Origin of the sequence: Streptococcus downii (assembly GCF_004353325.1) — a bacterium.
Taxonomy (GTDB): domain Bacteria; phylum Bacillota; class Bacilli; order Lactobacillales; family Streptococcaceae; genus Streptococcus; species Streptococcus downii.
In genome coordinates, this window is sequence record NZ_MZNX01000009.1 from 308,533 (window position 1) to 324,871 (window position 16,339).

15 protein-coding genes are annotated in these 16,339 nt (G+C 42.9%); 14 read left to right on the top strand and 1 reads right to left on the bottom strand.

Going from position 1 to position 16,339, the window contains the following annotated elements; genetic code table 11:
* Positions 1-48 precede the first annotated feature (48 nt).
* The 10 genes from E2R31_RS07750 to E2R31_RS07795 all read left to right on the top strand — a co-directional run bounded on the left by E2R31_RS07750 (position 49) and on the right by E2R31_RS07795 (position 10,389).
* Positions 49-429 carry a hypothetical protein gene (locus tag E2R31_RS07750; protein WP_132973804.1) on the top strand — a complete coding sequence of 127 codons (381 nt, stop codon included), beginning with the start codon at positions 49-51 and terminating at the stop codon, positions 427-429.
* Positions 430-617: 188 nt separating this feature from the next.
* Positions 618-1,310, top strand: coding sequence for a phosphoglycerate mutase (locus E2R31_RS07755; RefSeq protein WP_132973806.1), 693 nt, complete (start codon positions 618-620; stop codon positions 1,308-1,310).
* A 119-nt stretch (positions 1,311-1,429) separates the two neighbouring features.
* A complete protein-coding gene (locus E2R31_RS07760) occupies positions 1,430-2,131 on the top strand; it encodes an ABC transporter ATP-binding protein (protein WP_132973808.1) in 702 nt (233 codons plus the stop codon).
* A gap of 1 nt (position 2,132) precedes the next feature.
* A complete protein-coding gene (locus tag E2R31_RS07765) occupies positions 2,133-4,832 on the top strand; it encodes an FtsX-like permease family protein (RefSeq protein ID WP_132973810.1) in 2,700 nt (899 codons plus the stop codon).
* A gap of 144 nt (positions 4,833-4,976) precedes the next feature.
* A complete protein-coding gene (gene rpsO / locus E2R31_RS07770) occupies positions 4,977-5,246 on the top strand; it encodes a 30S ribosomal protein S15 (protein ID WP_001018251.1) in 270 nt (89 codons plus the stop codon).
* Positions 5,247-6,105: 859 nt separating this feature from the next.
* A complete protein-coding gene (locus tag E2R31_RS07775; RefSeq protein WP_049519085.1) occupies positions 6,106-6,720 on the top strand; it encodes a CadD family cadmium resistance transporter in 615 nt (204 codons plus the stop codon).
* 162 nt (positions 6,721-6,882) lie between these two features.
* The gene (locus E2R31_RS07780; protein WP_132973812.1) at positions 6,883-7,929 is read left to right on the top strand and encodes a FecCD family ABC transporter permease; all 1,047 of its coding nucleotides are present in this window, start codon (positions 6,883-6,885) and stop codon (positions 7,927-7,929) included.
* A gap of 1 nt (position 7,930) precedes the next feature.
* On the top strand, positions 7,931-8,686 hold the full coding sequence (locus tag E2R31_RS07785) for an ABC transporter ATP-binding protein (protein WP_084948941.1): 756 nt from the start codon (positions 7,931-7,933) through the stop codon (positions 8,684-8,686).
* A gap of 19 nt (positions 8,687-8,705) precedes the next feature.
* Positions 8,706-9,716, top strand: coding sequence for an ABC transporter substrate-binding protein (locus E2R31_RS07790; RefSeq protein ID WP_132973814.1), 1,011 nt, complete (start codon positions 8,706-8,708; stop codon positions 9,714-9,716).
* The gene (locus E2R31_RS07795) at positions 9,697-10,389 is read left to right on the top strand and encodes an alpha/beta hydrolase-fold protein (RefSeq protein ID WP_132973816.1); all 693 of its coding nucleotides are present in this window, start codon (positions 9,697-9,699) and stop codon (positions 10,387-10,389) included. Before E2R31_RS07790 ends, E2R31_RS07795 begins: the two co-directional genes overlap by 20 nt.
* A 42-nt stretch (positions 10,390-10,431) precedes the next feature.
* On the opposite strand, the gene E2R31_RS07800 is transcribed toward E2R31_RS07795, so the two are convergent.
* Positions 10,432-11,181: a lysophospholipid acyltransferase family protein gene (locus tag E2R31_RS07800; protein ID WP_132973819.1), complete on the bottom strand. Its 750-nt coding sequence runs from the start codon at positions 11,179-11,181 to the stop codon at positions 10,432-10,434.
* Positions 11,182-11,313: 132 nt separating this feature from the next.
* Here E2R31_RS07800 and E2R31_RS07805 point away from each other — a divergent pair, with 132 nt between their 5' ends.
* From E2R31_RS07805 to E2R31_RS07820, 4 genes are all read left to right on the top strand, one after another.
* The gene (locus tag E2R31_RS07805; RefSeq protein ID WP_132973821.1) at positions 11,314-13,650 is read left to right on the top strand and encodes a cation-translocating P-type ATPase; all 2,337 of its coding nucleotides are present in this window, start codon (positions 11,314-11,316) and stop codon (positions 13,648-13,650) included.
* Between the two features lie 101 nt (positions 13,651-13,751).
* Positions 13,752-14,429, top strand: a complete 678-nt coding sequence (locus E2R31_RS07810) for a tRNA (adenine(22)-N(1))-methyltransferase (protein WP_132973823.1) — start codon at positions 13,752-13,754, stop codon at positions 14,427-14,429.
* Positions 14,416-15,213 (top strand): Nif3-like dinuclear metal center hexameric protein, encoded by a 798-nt coding sequence (locus tag E2R31_RS07815; protein WP_132973825.1) that lies wholly within the window; start codon positions 14,416-14,418, stop codon positions 15,211-15,213. The genes E2R31_RS07810 and E2R31_RS07815 overlap by 14 nt, the downstream gene beginning before the upstream one ends.
* 16 nt (positions 15,214-15,229) lie before the next feature.
* Positions 15,230-16,333, top strand: a complete 1,104-nt coding sequence (locus E2R31_RS07820; RefSeq protein WP_070800043.1) for an NAD(P)/FAD-dependent oxidoreductase — start codon at positions 15,230-15,232, stop codon at positions 16,331-16,333.
* Positions 16,334-16,339: the final 6 nt, after the last annotated feature.

Here is a 16,339-nt window from a genome sequence, read left to right on the forward strand (position 1 = left end):
ATTTATTACAAGATTTTATAAGACTGTTTAATTTTTAGAGAAATTATTATGAAAACAAATACACTTGCTCGTGTTAACGCTATTTTTGGTCTTGTTTCAGGAATTGTATTGCTCTTAGCGCCAGCTATCATGTTTATGATGGCTGTTGGAGCTGCTGCAGCGACTGAAGACGCAGATGTAACAGTTGGGACATTGACAGGGCTCTCAATTATTTTGTCATTGGTTAAAATTGCTGTTTTAGTATTGGGAATTGTGGCTATAGTTTATTATAAAGATGATGAACGTGTTACGAATGCACCTTCTGTTTTGCTCATTGTAGGTGGTGCGGTCGGTTTGATTCCACTTTTGGGATGGGTAGGTGGAATTCTAACCATTATTGGTGGTTCACTCTACTTTGGAACATTGAAAAAATTTGTAATTGAAGAGTAGTAGTTTTCCAATTATTTTTTGGGGACTATTTCATCCTTTATTGAGAACAATTATAATAGTGCGATAAAGAGAAGACTGATAAGCTCTTCTCTTTTTCGTTGATTTTAACTAGCTTTTTTGTGAAAAATTGTGTAAAATAGAATAGATAAACGAGGGCAACCTCGAAAAATTAAAGGAGAATCCATCTAATGGTAAAATTGGTTTTTGCTCGCCACGGTGAGTCTGAATGGAACAAAGCTAACCTTTTCACTGGTTGGGCTGATGTTGATTTGTCTGAAAAAGGTACACAACAAGCGATTGACGCTGGTAAATTGATCAAAGAAGCTGGTATCGAATTTGACCAAGCTTACACTTCAGTATTGAAACGTGCGATCAAAACAACAAACTTGGCTCTTGAAGCTGCTGATCAACTCTGGGTTCCAGTTGAAAAATCATGGCGCTTGAACGAACGTCACTACGGTGGTTTGACTGGTAAAAACAAGGCTGAAGCTGCTGAACAGTTTGGTGATGAGCAAGTACACATCTGGCGTCGTTCATACGATGTATTGCCTCCTGCAATGCCTCGTGATGATGAATACTCAGCTCATACTGACCGTCGTTACGCTTCACTTGACGACTCAGTCATTCCAGATGCTGAAAACTTGAAAGTAACTTTGGAACGTGCCCTTCCATTCTGGGAAGATAAAATCGCTCCAGCACTTAAAGATGGTAAAAATGTATTCGTAGGAGCTCACGGTAACTCAATCCGTGCCCTTGTAAAACACATCAAACAATTGTCAGATGACGAAATCATGGATGTGGAAATCCCTAACTTCCCACCATTGGTATTCGAATTCGACGAAAAATTGAACGTAGTTGCTGAATACTACCTTGGAAAATAATCTATAAACAGAAAGCCTAGGAATTCCTAGGCTTTTTGTTTTTGCTTCTGGTTTCCAACTAGTTGAAAAAGCGTTATAATGATAATAGGAAGTAATTTGTTTGAGAGAAGGTGTGTCTGATGGCTTATATTGAAATGAAACACAGTTACAAGCGTTACCAGGTTGGGGATACGGAGATTGTGGCTAATCGAGATGTGAATTTTGAAATTGAAAAGGGGGAGCTGGTTATCATACTTGGCGCTTCAGGTGCTGGAAAATCAACCGTTCTCAATCTCCTAGGAGGTATGGATACCAATGATGAGGGGGAGATTTGGATTGATGGTGCCAATATTGCCAACTATAGTTCGCACCAACGAACAAACTATCGTCGTGAAGATGTAGGTTTTGTTTTTCAATTTTACAATCTGGTTTCCAATCTGACAGCCAAGGAAAATGTGGAACTGGCCTCAGAAATCGTGACAGATGCCTTGGATCCAGAGCGAGTGCTCAAAGACGTAGGGCTAGGTCATCGCCTCAATAACTTTCCAGCCCAGCTTTCTGGAGGGGAGCAACAGCGAGTCTCCATTGCACGCGCTGTAGCCAAAAATCCTAAAATTCTCCTCTGTGATGAACCGACAGGTGCCTTGGATTACCAGACAGGGAAGCAAGTTTTGAAGATTCTCCAAGACATGTCTCGTCAAAAAGGAGCAACAGTGATTATCGTGACTCATAATAGCGTGCTAGCTCCTATCGCAGATCGGGTGATTCACATGCGCGATGCCACGGTTAAGAGCATGACGATCAATGAGCGTCCACAGGATATTGATACGTTGGAGTATTAGCATGAAAAAAACATACCGAAAAGACTTGCTCCAGTCAGTGACGACTTCAAAGGGACGCTTTGTTTCTATCTTGACCTTGATGATGCTCGGTTCTTTAGCACTAGTAGGCCTCAAAGTGACTAGTCCAAATATGGAACGTACGGCAGGGGATTATCTCCGTAAAGCCAATACTCTGGATCTGGCAGTGATAGCAGATTATGGCTTGGACAAAGAAGACCAAGACGAACTAAAGACACTTCAAAGAGCAAGTGTTGAGTTTGGCTATATGGCAGACCTAACCGTTGAAAATAGTGAAGAAGCGGTTCGACTTTATTCCAAACCAGAGAGCATTTCAACCTTCCAACTGACAGAAGGGCGACTGCCAGAGGCTGATGGGGAAATTGCCTTGGCTGATTTCTGGAAAGACCGCTATCAGATTGGGCAGACCATTACCTTTACTAAGAAAGAAGAAAAGTCCGTCGTAAAATCCCAAACTTTCACAATTACTGGATTTGTTCAGTCGGGTGAAATTCTTTCTAAGGAAGATTTAGGAAGTGCTAGTAGTGGAAATGGAAGCTTGGCTGGCTATGGAGTGATTTTACCCAGTCAGTTTGATTCAGATGTTTATAGTATTGCGCGTGTGCGCTATGATGATTTAAAAAAACTGGATACTTTTTCATCAGACTATAAGACCAAACGAGCTCAACATCAGGAAGAATTGCAAGACTTGCTGGCCGATAATGGTCAAAAAAGATTGGCAAGTATCAAATCAAATGGGCAAAAGAGCTTGGAAGAGGGCAAAGAACAGCTCCAAACAGCTGAAAGTAACCTTCAAAAAGGCAAGAGTCAGTTAGAACAGGCTGAAAGTCGCTTGAAAACGCAAGAAGAACAAGCGACCGCTTTACCAGAACCGCAAAAGAGTCAAACCAAGGTACAGTTGACAAAAGCTAAGGAAGAACTGGCGACTCAAAAAGAAAAACTGGCTCAGACAGAGAGTGACTTAACTAAGGAAAAAGAGAAGCTTGAACAGCGTCAGAAAGAGCTTGATGAACTGGCAGAGCCGAAATACCACGTATACAACCGCCAAACCATGCCAGGTGGACAAGGCTACCTCATGTACAGCAATGCATCGTCAAGCATTCGTTCAGTCGGGAATATCTTCCCAGTGGTGCTTTATATGGTCGCTGCAATGGTGACCTTTACAACAATGACTCGCTTTGTGGATGAAGAGCGTACCAATGCTGGTATTTTCAAGGCCCTAGGTTACCGGAATCAAGATATAGTTGCCAAGTTTGCCCTCTATGGTTTTCTTGCAGGAACTGTGGGAACCATTATAGGAACACTTCTAGGACATTATCTCCTTGCAGGCGTGATTTCGGATGTTATAACAGCTGGGATGGTTGTTGGAAAAAGTCACGAGTATTTCTATTGGTCTTATAGCCTCCTTGCCCTAGCTTTAAGTTGGGTATCCAGCGTTTTGCCGGCTTATCTGGTAGCGCGGAGGGAATTACACGATGAAGCAGCCCAACTCTTACTTCCCAAACCTCCCGTTAAAGGATCAAAGATTTTGCTGGAACGCCTGAGCTTTATTTGGAGTCGTCTGAGCTTCACTCATAAGGTTACGGCGCGAAATATTTTCCGATATAAGCAACGGATGTTGATGACCATTTTTGGAGTTACAGGTTCAGTTGCTCTCTTATTTGCAGGTCTTGGCATTCAGTCTTCTGTAGGAGGAGTTGTGGAGCGCCAATTTGAACAAATCCAGCAATACCAGATGATTGTAGCGGAAAAGAGCAGTGCCAGTGAGCAAGAAAAAGCAGATTTAGAAAGTGCCTTGCAAGCTGAATCGATCCATGCTTATCAAAAGATTTACTCAAAATCCATTGAAAAAGATTTTAAAGGAAAAGCAGGACTTCAAACGATCACCATGATGGTCACAAACAGAGAAGATTTCAAACCCTTTATCGCATTAGAGGAGAATGGGCGAGAGGTGCAGGTCACTGATGGAGCGGTCGTGAGTCAAAAATTAGCCCAACTAGCAGGTGTTACGGTTGGGGACGAGTTGGAGCTTGATGGGAAGGAAATCAAGGTCGCGGCTATTTCTGAAAACTATGTTGGACACTTTGTTTATCTCAACCGAGCGACTTACGAACAAGTCTATGGCACTCGTCCACAAGACAATACCTACCTAGTAAAATTAAAAGAGCCAACACCTTCCAATACGGAGAAAGAAGCTGCTACCTTCATGGAAAAAGCTGCTGTTTCTGGGGTCGTCCAAAATGCGACGGCCATCCATCTCTTTGAATCTGTAGCTAGTTCGCTCAATAAAACTATGGCCATCCTTGTCCTTGTTTCGGTTTTACTAGCCATTGTCATTCTCTACAATCTCACTAACATCAATGTGGCAGAACGTATTCGTGAACTTTCCACTATTAAGGTTCTTGGTTTCCACAATAAAGAAGTGACCCTCTATATCTACCGTGAGACCATGGTGCTGTCCCTTGTGGGAATTGCTCTCGGTTTGGTAGCTGGCCACTATTTACATCAATTTTTGATTCAAATGATTTCACCTGCCACCATACTTTTTTATCCTCAGGTCAGCTGGGAAGTCTATGCTCTTCCAATCGTCGCAGTGACTGTAATCTTAACCTTACTGGGCGTCTTTGTCAATCACCACTTGAGAAAAGTGGATATGCTTGAAGCTCTGAAATCAGTAGAGTAATTCATGGTTTTAAACAGTAAATGAGTTGACAAAGTCCCTGCTTCTTGGTAGAATAAGAACTGTCGTAAAGACAAATAACTTCTTCTTGGTTACAGGCATGCCAACCTGTCACTCGGATGAAGCCAAATAAAAAGGAGAAACATCATGGCAATCTCAAAAGAGAAAAAAAATGAAATCATCGCACAATATGCACGTCACGAAGGTGATACAGGTTCAGTAGAGGTTCAAGTTGCTGTCCTTACTTGGGAAATCAACCACCTTAACGAACACATCAAACAACACAAAAAAGACCACGCTACTTACCGTGGATTGATGAAGAAAATCGGTCGCCGTCGTAACTTGCTTGCATACTTGCGTAAAAACGACGTTAACCGTTACCGTGAGTTGATCAACTCTCTAGGACTTCGTCGCTAATCATGATGCTAAGGGCGTAAGAAATCCGTATGAAAATAGGGAAAGGACACAGTGTTCGATGAACACAAGGAGTTTCATCTTTTTCACTAGGATTTTAGCCCGAGCTCAAATCAGCTCTCTGATTTTCAGAGGGCTTTTTTACTTTTGTCACCTTACCTTGATATACTCAAGTATAATCTTCGGTTACGGTTCCTAGCACTGTAAGGTAAAATAAACCAGAATGATCTCCCTTCGGGGAGATTTTTTGTTTCACTAACATTTTCGTACAATATTCGGCTTGTCGCCTAGTCTACAAACGTTTTATCCAGCAAGAATTATGATGCTAAGGGCGCCAAAAATCCGTATGAAAATAGGGAAAGGACACAGTGTTCGATGAACACAAGGAGTTTTATCTTTTTCACTAGGATTTTAGCCCGAGCTCAAATCAGCTCTCTGATATTCAGAGGGCTTTTTTTATTGAGGTTTTATCGGTCACAATTTTGGAGACTACAAAAACAGTCGAATTCTTCAGCATCTTTGCGAAGCAGTTTTATCGGTCACAATTTTGGAGACTACAAAAACCTCAAATAGTATCAGCTAATTACACCATAAAGGTGCGCATCTACTCGGCTTGAAAAGTCGAGTAGCTGTCTGCAAGCCCCCTCGGAGAGCCCACACTTTACGAAGTAAAGTATAGTATGTTATACTTTACATGGAAGTAGTCACCGAATTTCAGTTAGAAATTACTTTGTAACTACGTTTTGAGGAGGAGTAAAATGCTTTCCTACGTTCGACATTACCCACTAGCGATAGCTAAATTAATGTGTCTGTGCTCTCCTAAAATCTGCTGATTTATTACTGACTAATACAGGAGGTTTTTATGGGACAGACAATCATATCTGCTATTGGTGTTTATATTTCCACCAGTATCGATTATTTAATTATTTTAATTATTTTATTTGCACAGCTATCACAGAATAAACAGAAATGGCATATTTATGCGGGGCAATATCTAGGAACAGGCTTACTTGTAGGGGCGAGTTTAGTTGCTGCTTATGTCGTTAATTTCGTGCCTGAAGCATGGATGGTTGGATTGCTTGGTTTAATCCCTATCTATTTAGGGATTCGCTTTGCAATTGTTGGAGAAGGTGAGGAAGAAGAAGAGGAAGAAATTATTGAGAGATTAGAACAAAGCAAGGCAAATCAACTGTTTTGGACAGTTACATTGCTGACAATTGCGTCTGGCGGAGATAATTTAGGTATCTATATACCTTATTTTGCTTCGTTAGATTGGTCAAAGACCCTCGTGGCGTTGCTTGTGTTTGTAATCGGCATAATTATCTTTTGCGAGATTAGTCGGGTGTTATCCTCTATTCCGTTAATATTCGAGACAATTGAAAAATACGAGCGAATCATTGTGCCCTTAGTATTCATTCTACTTGGACTATACATTATGTATGAAAATGGCACGATAGAGACTTTTCTGATCGTGTAGATTTTTTTGTTTCACTAGGATTTTAGCCCGAGCTCAAATCAAGCTCTCTGATATTCAGAGGGCTTTTTCTATATATGTCTCCATCCTTGTTCATCTAATAGAAATATGGTATACTTTTTATGAGAATTTTCTAAATTTTTAATTTTGTCTAAGGAGGTTTTCATGCTTTCCAAATTTTCTGGAAGCCGACGGGACCTGCAATTTGTGTTGTTTTTAGGTATTTTGTTAGCTGTTTTAGGGATTTCCCTCTTTCTAGCTGTTTCTATGGGATCCGTTGCGATTGATCTAGGCGATACCTATCGGATTATTTTGAGCAGGTTGGGTTTTCCTCTTGAGATGGGAGAGGTTTCTAAGTCCACTCTTGCCATTGTATGGAACATGAGGTTCCCCCGAGTATTGTTAGGCCTGATAGTAGGGGTTGGTCTTTCTATGTGTGGTAGCGTGATGCAGTCTACAGTGAACAATCCCATTGCTGAGCCCTATGTCTTAGGAATATCTGCGGGTGCGACTCTGGGTGCAACCTTGAGCATTATTCTTGGTTTAAAAGTGGTGATTAGCCTTGGAGCTTTTCTTGGAGCTATTTTGGCAACCATTGCTGTCCTCATCATTGCCTCTATGCAGGGAAGGATGACGACTTCTAGTCTGATCTTATCAGGAACGGTGGTCAATGCTCTCTTTCTGGCATTTTCCAACTTTATTATCTCAGTCGGCGCTAATGCGGACAGTGTGATGACCATTAAGTTTTGGACCATGGGTTCGCTTGCTGGAACTACCTGGGCAGACTTGGTCCTGCCAACTATAGTAGTAGGAATGGCCTTTCTATTTTTCTCTACTCAGTATCGTGTTTTTAATGCGATGATGATGGGAGATGAGGCTGCTTTAACTTTAGGGATTCCCTTACGCTTTTATTGGTATCTTTATGTGACCATGGTAGCTGTGCTGACAGCAGTCTTAGTAGCAACTTGTGGGATTATTGGATTTGTTGGTCTAATTACTCCTCACTTAGCTCGAGGTTTAGTAGGAACGAATTACAGGAGACTTTTTCCCGTTGCGACCTTACTGGGTGCCCTCTTTGTCGTCTGGGCAGATGTACTCTCTCGTGTCGTCATTCCAAATGCCGAGTTGCCAATTGGTATTTTCACAGCCTTGGTAGGTGCTCCCTTCTTTATCTATATTGTTGGTGGTAGGCGAAGGGAGGTGAGGGTCTGATATGGACTTGATTTGTCAGGATATCCACTTTGGACTAGGAGAGAAAAAAATCCTCAAAGGAGTTTCTCTTAAGGTTGAGGGGCATCAATTTCATACGATACTTGGGCCAAATGGAAGTGGAAAAACCAGCCTGCTTAAACTCCTCTATCGTCAGGAAAAGGCGGACAAAGGCTTGATAAGTTTAGATGGAAAGCCACTGGAGCATTGGTCACTCAAAGAAACAGCCAAGCAAATGGCAGTTGTCACCCAGTTTAATCAATTGCAGTTTGATTGTACAGTTGAGGAAATCGTCTTGCTGGGAAGAACGCCCCACCTCTCTTTTCTACAGAAGGAAAGGGAAAGGGATTATGCACTCGTTCAAGATGCTCTCGTCAAGGTGGATATGCTTGAGAAGAAAACTCGTCTCTATTCGTCTCTTTCAGGGGGAGAGAAACAACGAGTCTTATTAGCCCGCGCCTTGGCGCAAGAACCAACTCTCTTGCTCCTGGATGAACCAACCAATCACCTGGATATCAAGTATCAGCTAGACTTGTTGGCCATTGTGAAAAATCTCAAGGTCAATGTTCTAGCTGTCCTACATGATATTCAACTTGCTTGTCGCTATTCGGATTATCTCTATCTGATGAAAGAGGGAGAAATCCTTTACCAAGGGACTCCAAAGGAGACCATCACCCCTGAGTCATTGAAAACTGTATACGGAGTTCAAAGTCAGGTTACTTGGACAGAGGATCAGCAAGCCATGATTCACTATTTATAAGAATGAAAAGGAAAACAAGATGAAAAAAACACTAAGCATTTTACTGGTAACAGTAGCTACCCTAACCATGGCAGCTTGTGGTAATACTACTACAGAAAAAGCTACCACACAGTCTAGCACAGAAACAAGTCAGAAGGCCAGCACAGAGACGACTTATCCGTTAACGGTCAAGACCTATGACGCTAAGGGAAATGAAGTCGAACAAGTTTTTGAGAAGGCACCTGAAAAAGTTATCACCAACAATCTGTCAACCACTGAAATCTTATTGGAGTTAGGCTTGAAGGATAAAATTGCTGGTATGCTCAACCCAGACAATGCCTTAACAGGTAAATACAAGGACGCGATTGCAACGATTCCTCAAATTGGGGACAAAAAAACAGTCTCACAAGAGACAGTCCTTTCTTATGAGCCAGATGCTGTGATGGGTCGAAACATGATGTTTTCTGAAAAATCCTTGGGGACAGTTAGCACTTGGAATGAAAACAAAATCCCAGTCTATACGCAAAAAGCTTCTCTCTCAACGATTCAGCAAGATTTGGGGAATATCGTAGAAGATGTCAAAAATCTTGGAATGATTTTCAATGTTCAGGACAAGGCCAATGAATACGCAGCCCAATTACAAGCTAAAATTGACGCTGTTAAGAAAGCAAATCCAACAAACCAAGGTGAAAAGAAAAAGGCTTTGATTATGGTTGCTTATAATGATGAAACCTTCGGTGCTTACAAGTCTGCTTTGCAAGAGAGCTTGTTGAATCAACTTGGTTATACCAACGTTGCAACGGGAACATCAGGCTTGACCTTGGAAAATCTCGTGTCAATGGATCCTGAGTTGATTATCTATGTGACCAGCGACCGCAATAAAAAATTGGATGCCAACGCAGTAGAGTTGATGAAGGCAAATGAAGTTTTGGAAAACGTTCCTGCAATTAAGAATCAAAAAATCATGACCATTTCTTACGATGAGTTGATGGATTATGGTCCAGCAGTGATTGATTCCCTTGAGAAAATCAATGACTTTATCAATAAATAATGAGTTTGATTGGGAAGGGATTCAAGTTAAGATCAGCCTTCCTTCGACCTATGATCCTAACCAAACCTATCCAGCTATTCTCTTGAATGATGGAAACTTGGATTTCCTATCTTCCCTTTCAGAATCTGTGATTTTAGTGGGCTTGACCTCTAAAAATCGCCTAGATGACTACACTCCATGGAAGGCATCTGCTCTGAGAGATGGAGCTCCAGATTTTGGGGGTCAGGCAAATGCCTATCATGATCATTTATTTGATAGTCTTTTAGACAAGCTGCAGTCGCTTTATTGCCTGGACGAAGATCGCCTTGCCTATGGAGGATACTCACTAGGTGGTTTGGCGGCAGTATACAGTCTTTTCCATTTTGATAAGGTCTCCTGTACCTTCTCTATCTGCGGTTCCTTTTGGTATCCTGATTTTGTGACTTATTGTAAGGAAGAAAAGGTGAAAAATTTGGACTGTTTACTGTATTTACAGAATGGACAAACAGAAGGAGCCCATCATAGTAATCGTCTGGCTCAAGCGCCAGTTTATGCTGAGGAAATCCATACTAGTCTTCAGCAATGCTATCCGACTGGTCGGTTTGTCTTTGATCCCTATGGGCATCATGAGCAAGTGGCTGAGCGATTTCTAGCCTTTTCCAGTTGGTTGGTCCAAAAATGGAAAATCAAATAAAAGAATTATCCCTTGGCAAAAGCCAAGGGATAATTGTATTTTTTAACCAAGAGCCTCTCTCTTCTTATCTGGATTCCAGATAAAGCTTGCGATAAAGCTAAAGATAATCGTTAGGATACCAACAAACACTGCAAGGATAAGGGCAGGGATGCGGATAAACCACCAGAGTGGATTTGGTTTTTTATCATTGTGCCATTGCTTGGTTTCTTCGTCCAAACGTTGGAATTCTGCTTGGATACGATCTGCAACCATTTCGATTCCTTCATCATTCATTTTCTTGATGTCCGAGATATCGATAGGATTTCCAAAGTTCATATCGACACGTTCACGGCTAATCAAGCCTTTCAAGTTCATGGGACCGGTGTAGGTAACAGGCATGATACGAACCTTGGCCATTTTGGCAATCAAGGCAACTCCACCCTTGACATCGTTTGAGTGACGGCTCCCACTTGGAAACATGATGAGAGAGCGGTCGCTTTTTTTGAGGACGTTGATAGGGTACTTGATGGCAGAGGCGTTAGGTTTTTCCCGGTCGATAGGAAAGGCGCCACACATACGGATCCACCAGCCAAAGATACGGTTGTTAAACAGCTCTTTTTTGGCCATAAAGATGAACTGTTTTGGCTTGGTCGCAAAGGCCATGTAAACAGGATCCCACCAGGTACGGTGAGGTGCGACGAGGATATAGTTTTCGTCTCGGCTAGGGATTTTATCAGTATTGTGATAGTGGGCATTGCCATTGATGGACCACAAGATCAGCATGACTAGTCCACGCAAATAAGTATAAAACATGAGATCTCCTTCGATTGTATTGCTTTTATTATTATACATTATCAAAAGACTACTGGCAAACTTTTTCAGTTATCAACCCACAGTTTTAGATGGGATTAGAATTCTTTTAAAAAAAATGATATGATAGAGTTTATGGATAAAAATAAGATAATGGGATTAACCCAAAGAGAAGTCAAGGAAAGACAGGCTCAAGGTTTGGTCAATGACTTTACCGCTTCGGCCAGTACCAGTACTTGGCAAATCATCAAACGAAATGTTTTTACACTTTTTAACGCATTAAACTTTGTTATTGCCCTAGCGCTTGCCTTTGTACAGGCTTGGAGCAATTTGGTTTTCTTTGCCGTTATTTGCTTTAACGCTTTTTCTGGGATTGTGACTGAGCTGCGAGCCAAACACATGGTGGACAAGCTCAATCTCATGACCAAGGAAAAGGTCAAAACCATTCGTGATGGTCAAGAAGTTGCTCTCAATCCAGAAGAGTTGGTTCTAGGAGATGTTATTCGTTTGTCTGCGGGAGAGCAGATTCCTAGTGATGCGCGGGTTTTAGAAGGATTTGCGGAAGTCAATGAAGCTATGTTGACGGGTGAGAGTGATTTGGTGCAAAAAGAAGTGGATGCCTTGCTTTTATCAGGGAGTTTCCTAGCCAGTGGCGCAGTTTTGGCTCAAGTTCACCATGTCGGGGCAGACAACTATGCTTCCAAACTCATGCTGGAAGCTAAGACAGTGAAACCGATCAACTCCCGTATCATGAAATCGCTAGACAAGCTAGCTGGTTTTACTGGGAAGATTATTATTCCCTTTGGTCTAGCTCTCCTGCTAGAAGCCTTGATGTTAAAAGGTTTGCCCCTCAAGTCATCCGTTGTAAATTCGTCGACTGCCCTTTTGGGAATGTTACCCAAGGGAATCGCCCTTTTGACCATTACTTCACTCTTGACTGCGGTGATCAAGCTGGGCTTGAAAAAGGTCTTGGTGCAGGAGATGTACTCTGTCGAGACCTTGGCGCGCGTGGATATGCTCTGTCTGGACAAGACGGGCACCATCACCCAAGGAAAGATGCAGGTGGAGGCTGTTCTCCCTCTGACGGAAACTTATAGTGAAGAGGCTATTGCCAGCATTTTGACTAGCTATATCGCTCATAGTGAGGATAAAAATCCAACAGCCCAAGCCATTCGCCAGCGTTTCCAAGGTCAGGTTTCCTATCCTATGCTTTCGAATCTTCCTTTCTCAAGCGATCGCAAGTGGGGAGCTATGGAGTTAGAAGGGCTAGGAACGGTTTTCTTAGGGGCGCCTGAGATGTTGTTGAACTCTGAAGTCCCAGAAGCCAGAGAGGCTTTAGAGAGAGGTTCACGTGTCTTGGTCTTAGTCCTTAGTCAGGAAAAACTAGATCATCACAAACCACAGAAACCGTCTGACATTCAAGCCCTGGCCTTGCTGGAAATCTTGGACCCCATTCGAGAAGGAGCAGCTGAGACACTAGACTATCTTCGTTCCCAGGAAGTGGGCCTCAAGATTATCTCTGGCGACAATCCAGTTACAGTATCCAGCATTGCCCAGAAGGCTGGCTTTGTAGACTATCACAGCTATGTAGATTGCTCAAAAATCACGGATGAGGAATTGGTTGCCATGGCCGAAGAGACAGCTATTTTCGGACGGGTTTCCCCTCATCAAAAGAAACTCATCATCCAAACGCTGAAAAAATCAGGGCATACAACGGCCATGACAGGGGACGGAGTCAATGATATCCTAGCCCTTCGTGAGGCGGATTGTTCGATTGTAATGGCGGAGGGAGATCCGGCGACTCGTCAGATTGCTAATCTGGTTCTCTTGAACTCAGACTTTAATGATGTTCCTGAGATTCTCTTTGAAGGTCGTCGCGTGGTCAATAACATCGCCCATATCGCACCGATTTTCTTGATTAAGACCATCTATTCCTTCTTGCTTGCAGTCATCTGTATTGCCAGCGTTTTACTAGGACGGTCTGAGTGGATTTTGATTTTCCCTTTCATTCCAATCCAGATTACCATGATCGACCAATTCGTGGAAGGTTTCCCGCCATTCGTTCTGACTTTTGAGCGAAATATCAAGCCTGTTGAGCCAAATTTCCTCAGAAGATCCATGCTACGTGCCCTACCAAGTGCCCTTATGGTCGTCTTTAGCGTTCTTTTTGTGAAAATATTTGGAGCGAGTCAAGGTTGGTCTGAGTTAGAAATCTCAACCCTACTTTATTATCTCCTTGGATCTATCGGTTTCTTATCTGTATTTAGAGCTTGCATGCCATTTACCCTCTGGCGTGTTCTCTTGATTGTCTGGTCTGTAGGAGGCTTCATAGCTACAGCTCTCTTCCCAATGATCCAGAAGTTGCTTGAAATTTCAACCTTGACAGGGCAAACGTTGCCTGTTTATGGGGCCATGATGCTGATCTTTACGGTGATTTTCATTCTAACTAGTCGTTACCAAACTAGAAAATAAAGAAAGACTGCAATCTGTGGATTGCGGTCTTTTTAGGTGCAAGATTGCTAGCTGAAATATGGTATAATAAGATGTAATAGAGTTTTGGAAAGTGAGAGAAGATGATTTCAAAGAGATTAGAATTGGTGGCGTCCTTTGTACCGCAAGGTGCCATTTTACTAGATGTGGGGAGTGACCATGCTTATCTGCCCATCGAGTTAGTTGAGAGAGGCCAAATCAAAAGCGCCATTGCAGGGGAAGTGGTGGAAGGACCCTACCAGTCTGCTCTCAAGAATGTTGAGGCTCACGGTCTAAAGGAGAAAATCCAAGTCCGTTTAGCCAATGGCTTGGCAGCCTTTGAAGAGGAAGACCAAGTATCGGTTATCACCATTGCTGGTATGGGTGGCCGTTTGATTGCTACCATATTGCAAGAAGGTTTGGAAAAGCTAGCTAATGTAGAGCGTTTAATCCTCCAGCCCAATAATCGTGAAGACGACTTGCGCATCTGGTTGCAAGAGCACGGTTTTCAGATCGTAGCAGAAAGCATTCTAGAAGAAGCTAACAAGTTTTACGAAATTCTAGTGGTGGAAGCTGGACAAATGAAACTATCAGCTAGTGATGTTCGCTTTGGCCCCTTCTTGTCCAAAGAAATCAGTCCAGTCTTTGTCCAAAAATGGCAAAAAGAAGCAGCTAAGTTAGAGTTTGCTCTTGACCAAATCCCAGAGAAAAATCGAGAAGAACGTCAAGTTCTTGTAGATAAAATTCAAGCCATCAAGGAGGTGCTCCATGCTAGAAAGTGAAGTAATCAGGGCTTATGAAGCCTTTTGTCCCCAGGAATTTTCTATGGAGGGAGACAGTCGTGGCCTGCAAATCGGCACTTTGGACAAGGAGATCCAAAGGGTCATGGTGGCTCTCGATATTCGAGAAAAGACGGTGGCAGAGGCCATTGAAAAGGGTGTGGACTTGATTATCGTCAAGCACGCGCCAATCTTTCGTCCCATCAAGGATCTGGTAGCTAGCCGTCCGCAAAATCAGATTTACATCGACCTGATCAAGCATGACATTGCGGTTTATGTCAGCCATACCAATATTGATATTGTTGAGAACGGGCTAAATGATTGGTTCTGCCAGATGCTAGGTATTGAGGAAACGACCTATCTGCAGGAAACAGGTCCAGAACGTGGAATTGGACGGATTGGGAATATTCAGCCTCAGACATTTGGGGAATTGGCCCAACATGTCAAGCAAGTCTTTGGTCTAGATAGTCTTCGATTGGTGCATTATCAAGAGAATGACTTGCAGAAGTCTATTTCAAGAGTGGCCATCTGTGGTGGCAGCGGGCAATCTTTTTATAAGGATGCTTTAGCTAAGGGGGCAGATGTCTATATTACTGGTGATATCTACTACCACACAGCTCAGGATATGCTGTCTGATGGTTTGCTAGCATTGGACCCAGGTCATTATATCGAAATCCTTTTTGTGGAGAAAATCGCTGCGCTCCTTACTCAATGGAAGGCAGAAAAGGGTTGGCCTATTGATATCATAGCTAGTCAAGCATCTACCAATCCTTTCCACCATATCTAGTTAGGAAGTGAAGACAATGAAAAAAGTTGCCATTATTGGAGCGGGGATTGTAGGGGCAACTGCTGCCTACTACCTCTCCAAAGAAGCAGATTTAGAGGTGACCGTTTTTGACCATGGACAAGGTCAGGCTACCAAGGCAGCAGCGGGAATTATCAGTCCTTGGTTTTCCAAACGCCGTAATAAAGCCTGGTACAAGATGGCGCGCTTGGGAGCGGATTTTTATGTGGATTTGTTGGCTGATTTAGAAAAGTCTGGTCAGGAAATCGACTTTTACCAACGCTCAGGCGTTTTTCTCCTGAAAAAGGATGAAACAAAGCTAGAAGAACTCTATGAACTAGCACTCCAGCGTAGGGAAGAATCTCCCTTGATAGGTCAATTAGCCATTATAGACCAAGCGTCTGCAAATGAATTATTTCCTGGCTTGCAGGGATTCGACCGCCTGATCTACGCTTCTGGTGGGGCACGGGTGGATGGCCAGCTCTTAGTGACTCGTTTGCTAGAAGCCAGTCAGGTCAAGCTGGTCAAAGAAAAAGTGAGTCTGACACCTTTAGCATCCGGTTACCAGATTGGTGAAGAGATGTTTGATCAGGTTATTTTGGCGACAGGAGCTTGGTTGGGGGGCATTTTGGAACCTTTAGGATATGAGGTAGATGTTCGTCCTCAAAAAGGACAACTCCGAAATTATCAGCTCTCCAAAGACCTAGCATCTCACCCTGTTGTCATGCCAGAAGGGGAGTGGGATTTGATCCCTTTTACAGGTGGGAAATTGTCCTTGGGCGCTACCCACGAAAATGATATGGGATATGATTTGACGGTGGATGAAACCTTGCTCCAACAAATGGAGGAGGCAGCCTTGCCTCACTACCCAGCCTTGGCAGAAGCAAAATCATCTGGTGAGCGTGTGGGAATCCGTGCCTACACCAGTGATTTCTCACCTTTCTTTGGGCAGGTGCCAGGATTGGCAGGTATCTATGCGGCTAGCGGCCTAGGTTCATCAGGCCTCACAACGGGTCCGATCATCGGTTACCATCTAGCCCAGCTGGTCCAAGACAAGGAATTGGCCTTGGACCCAGTAAACTACCCAATTGCAAACTATGTCAAACGAGTAAAAAGTGAATAATACTCA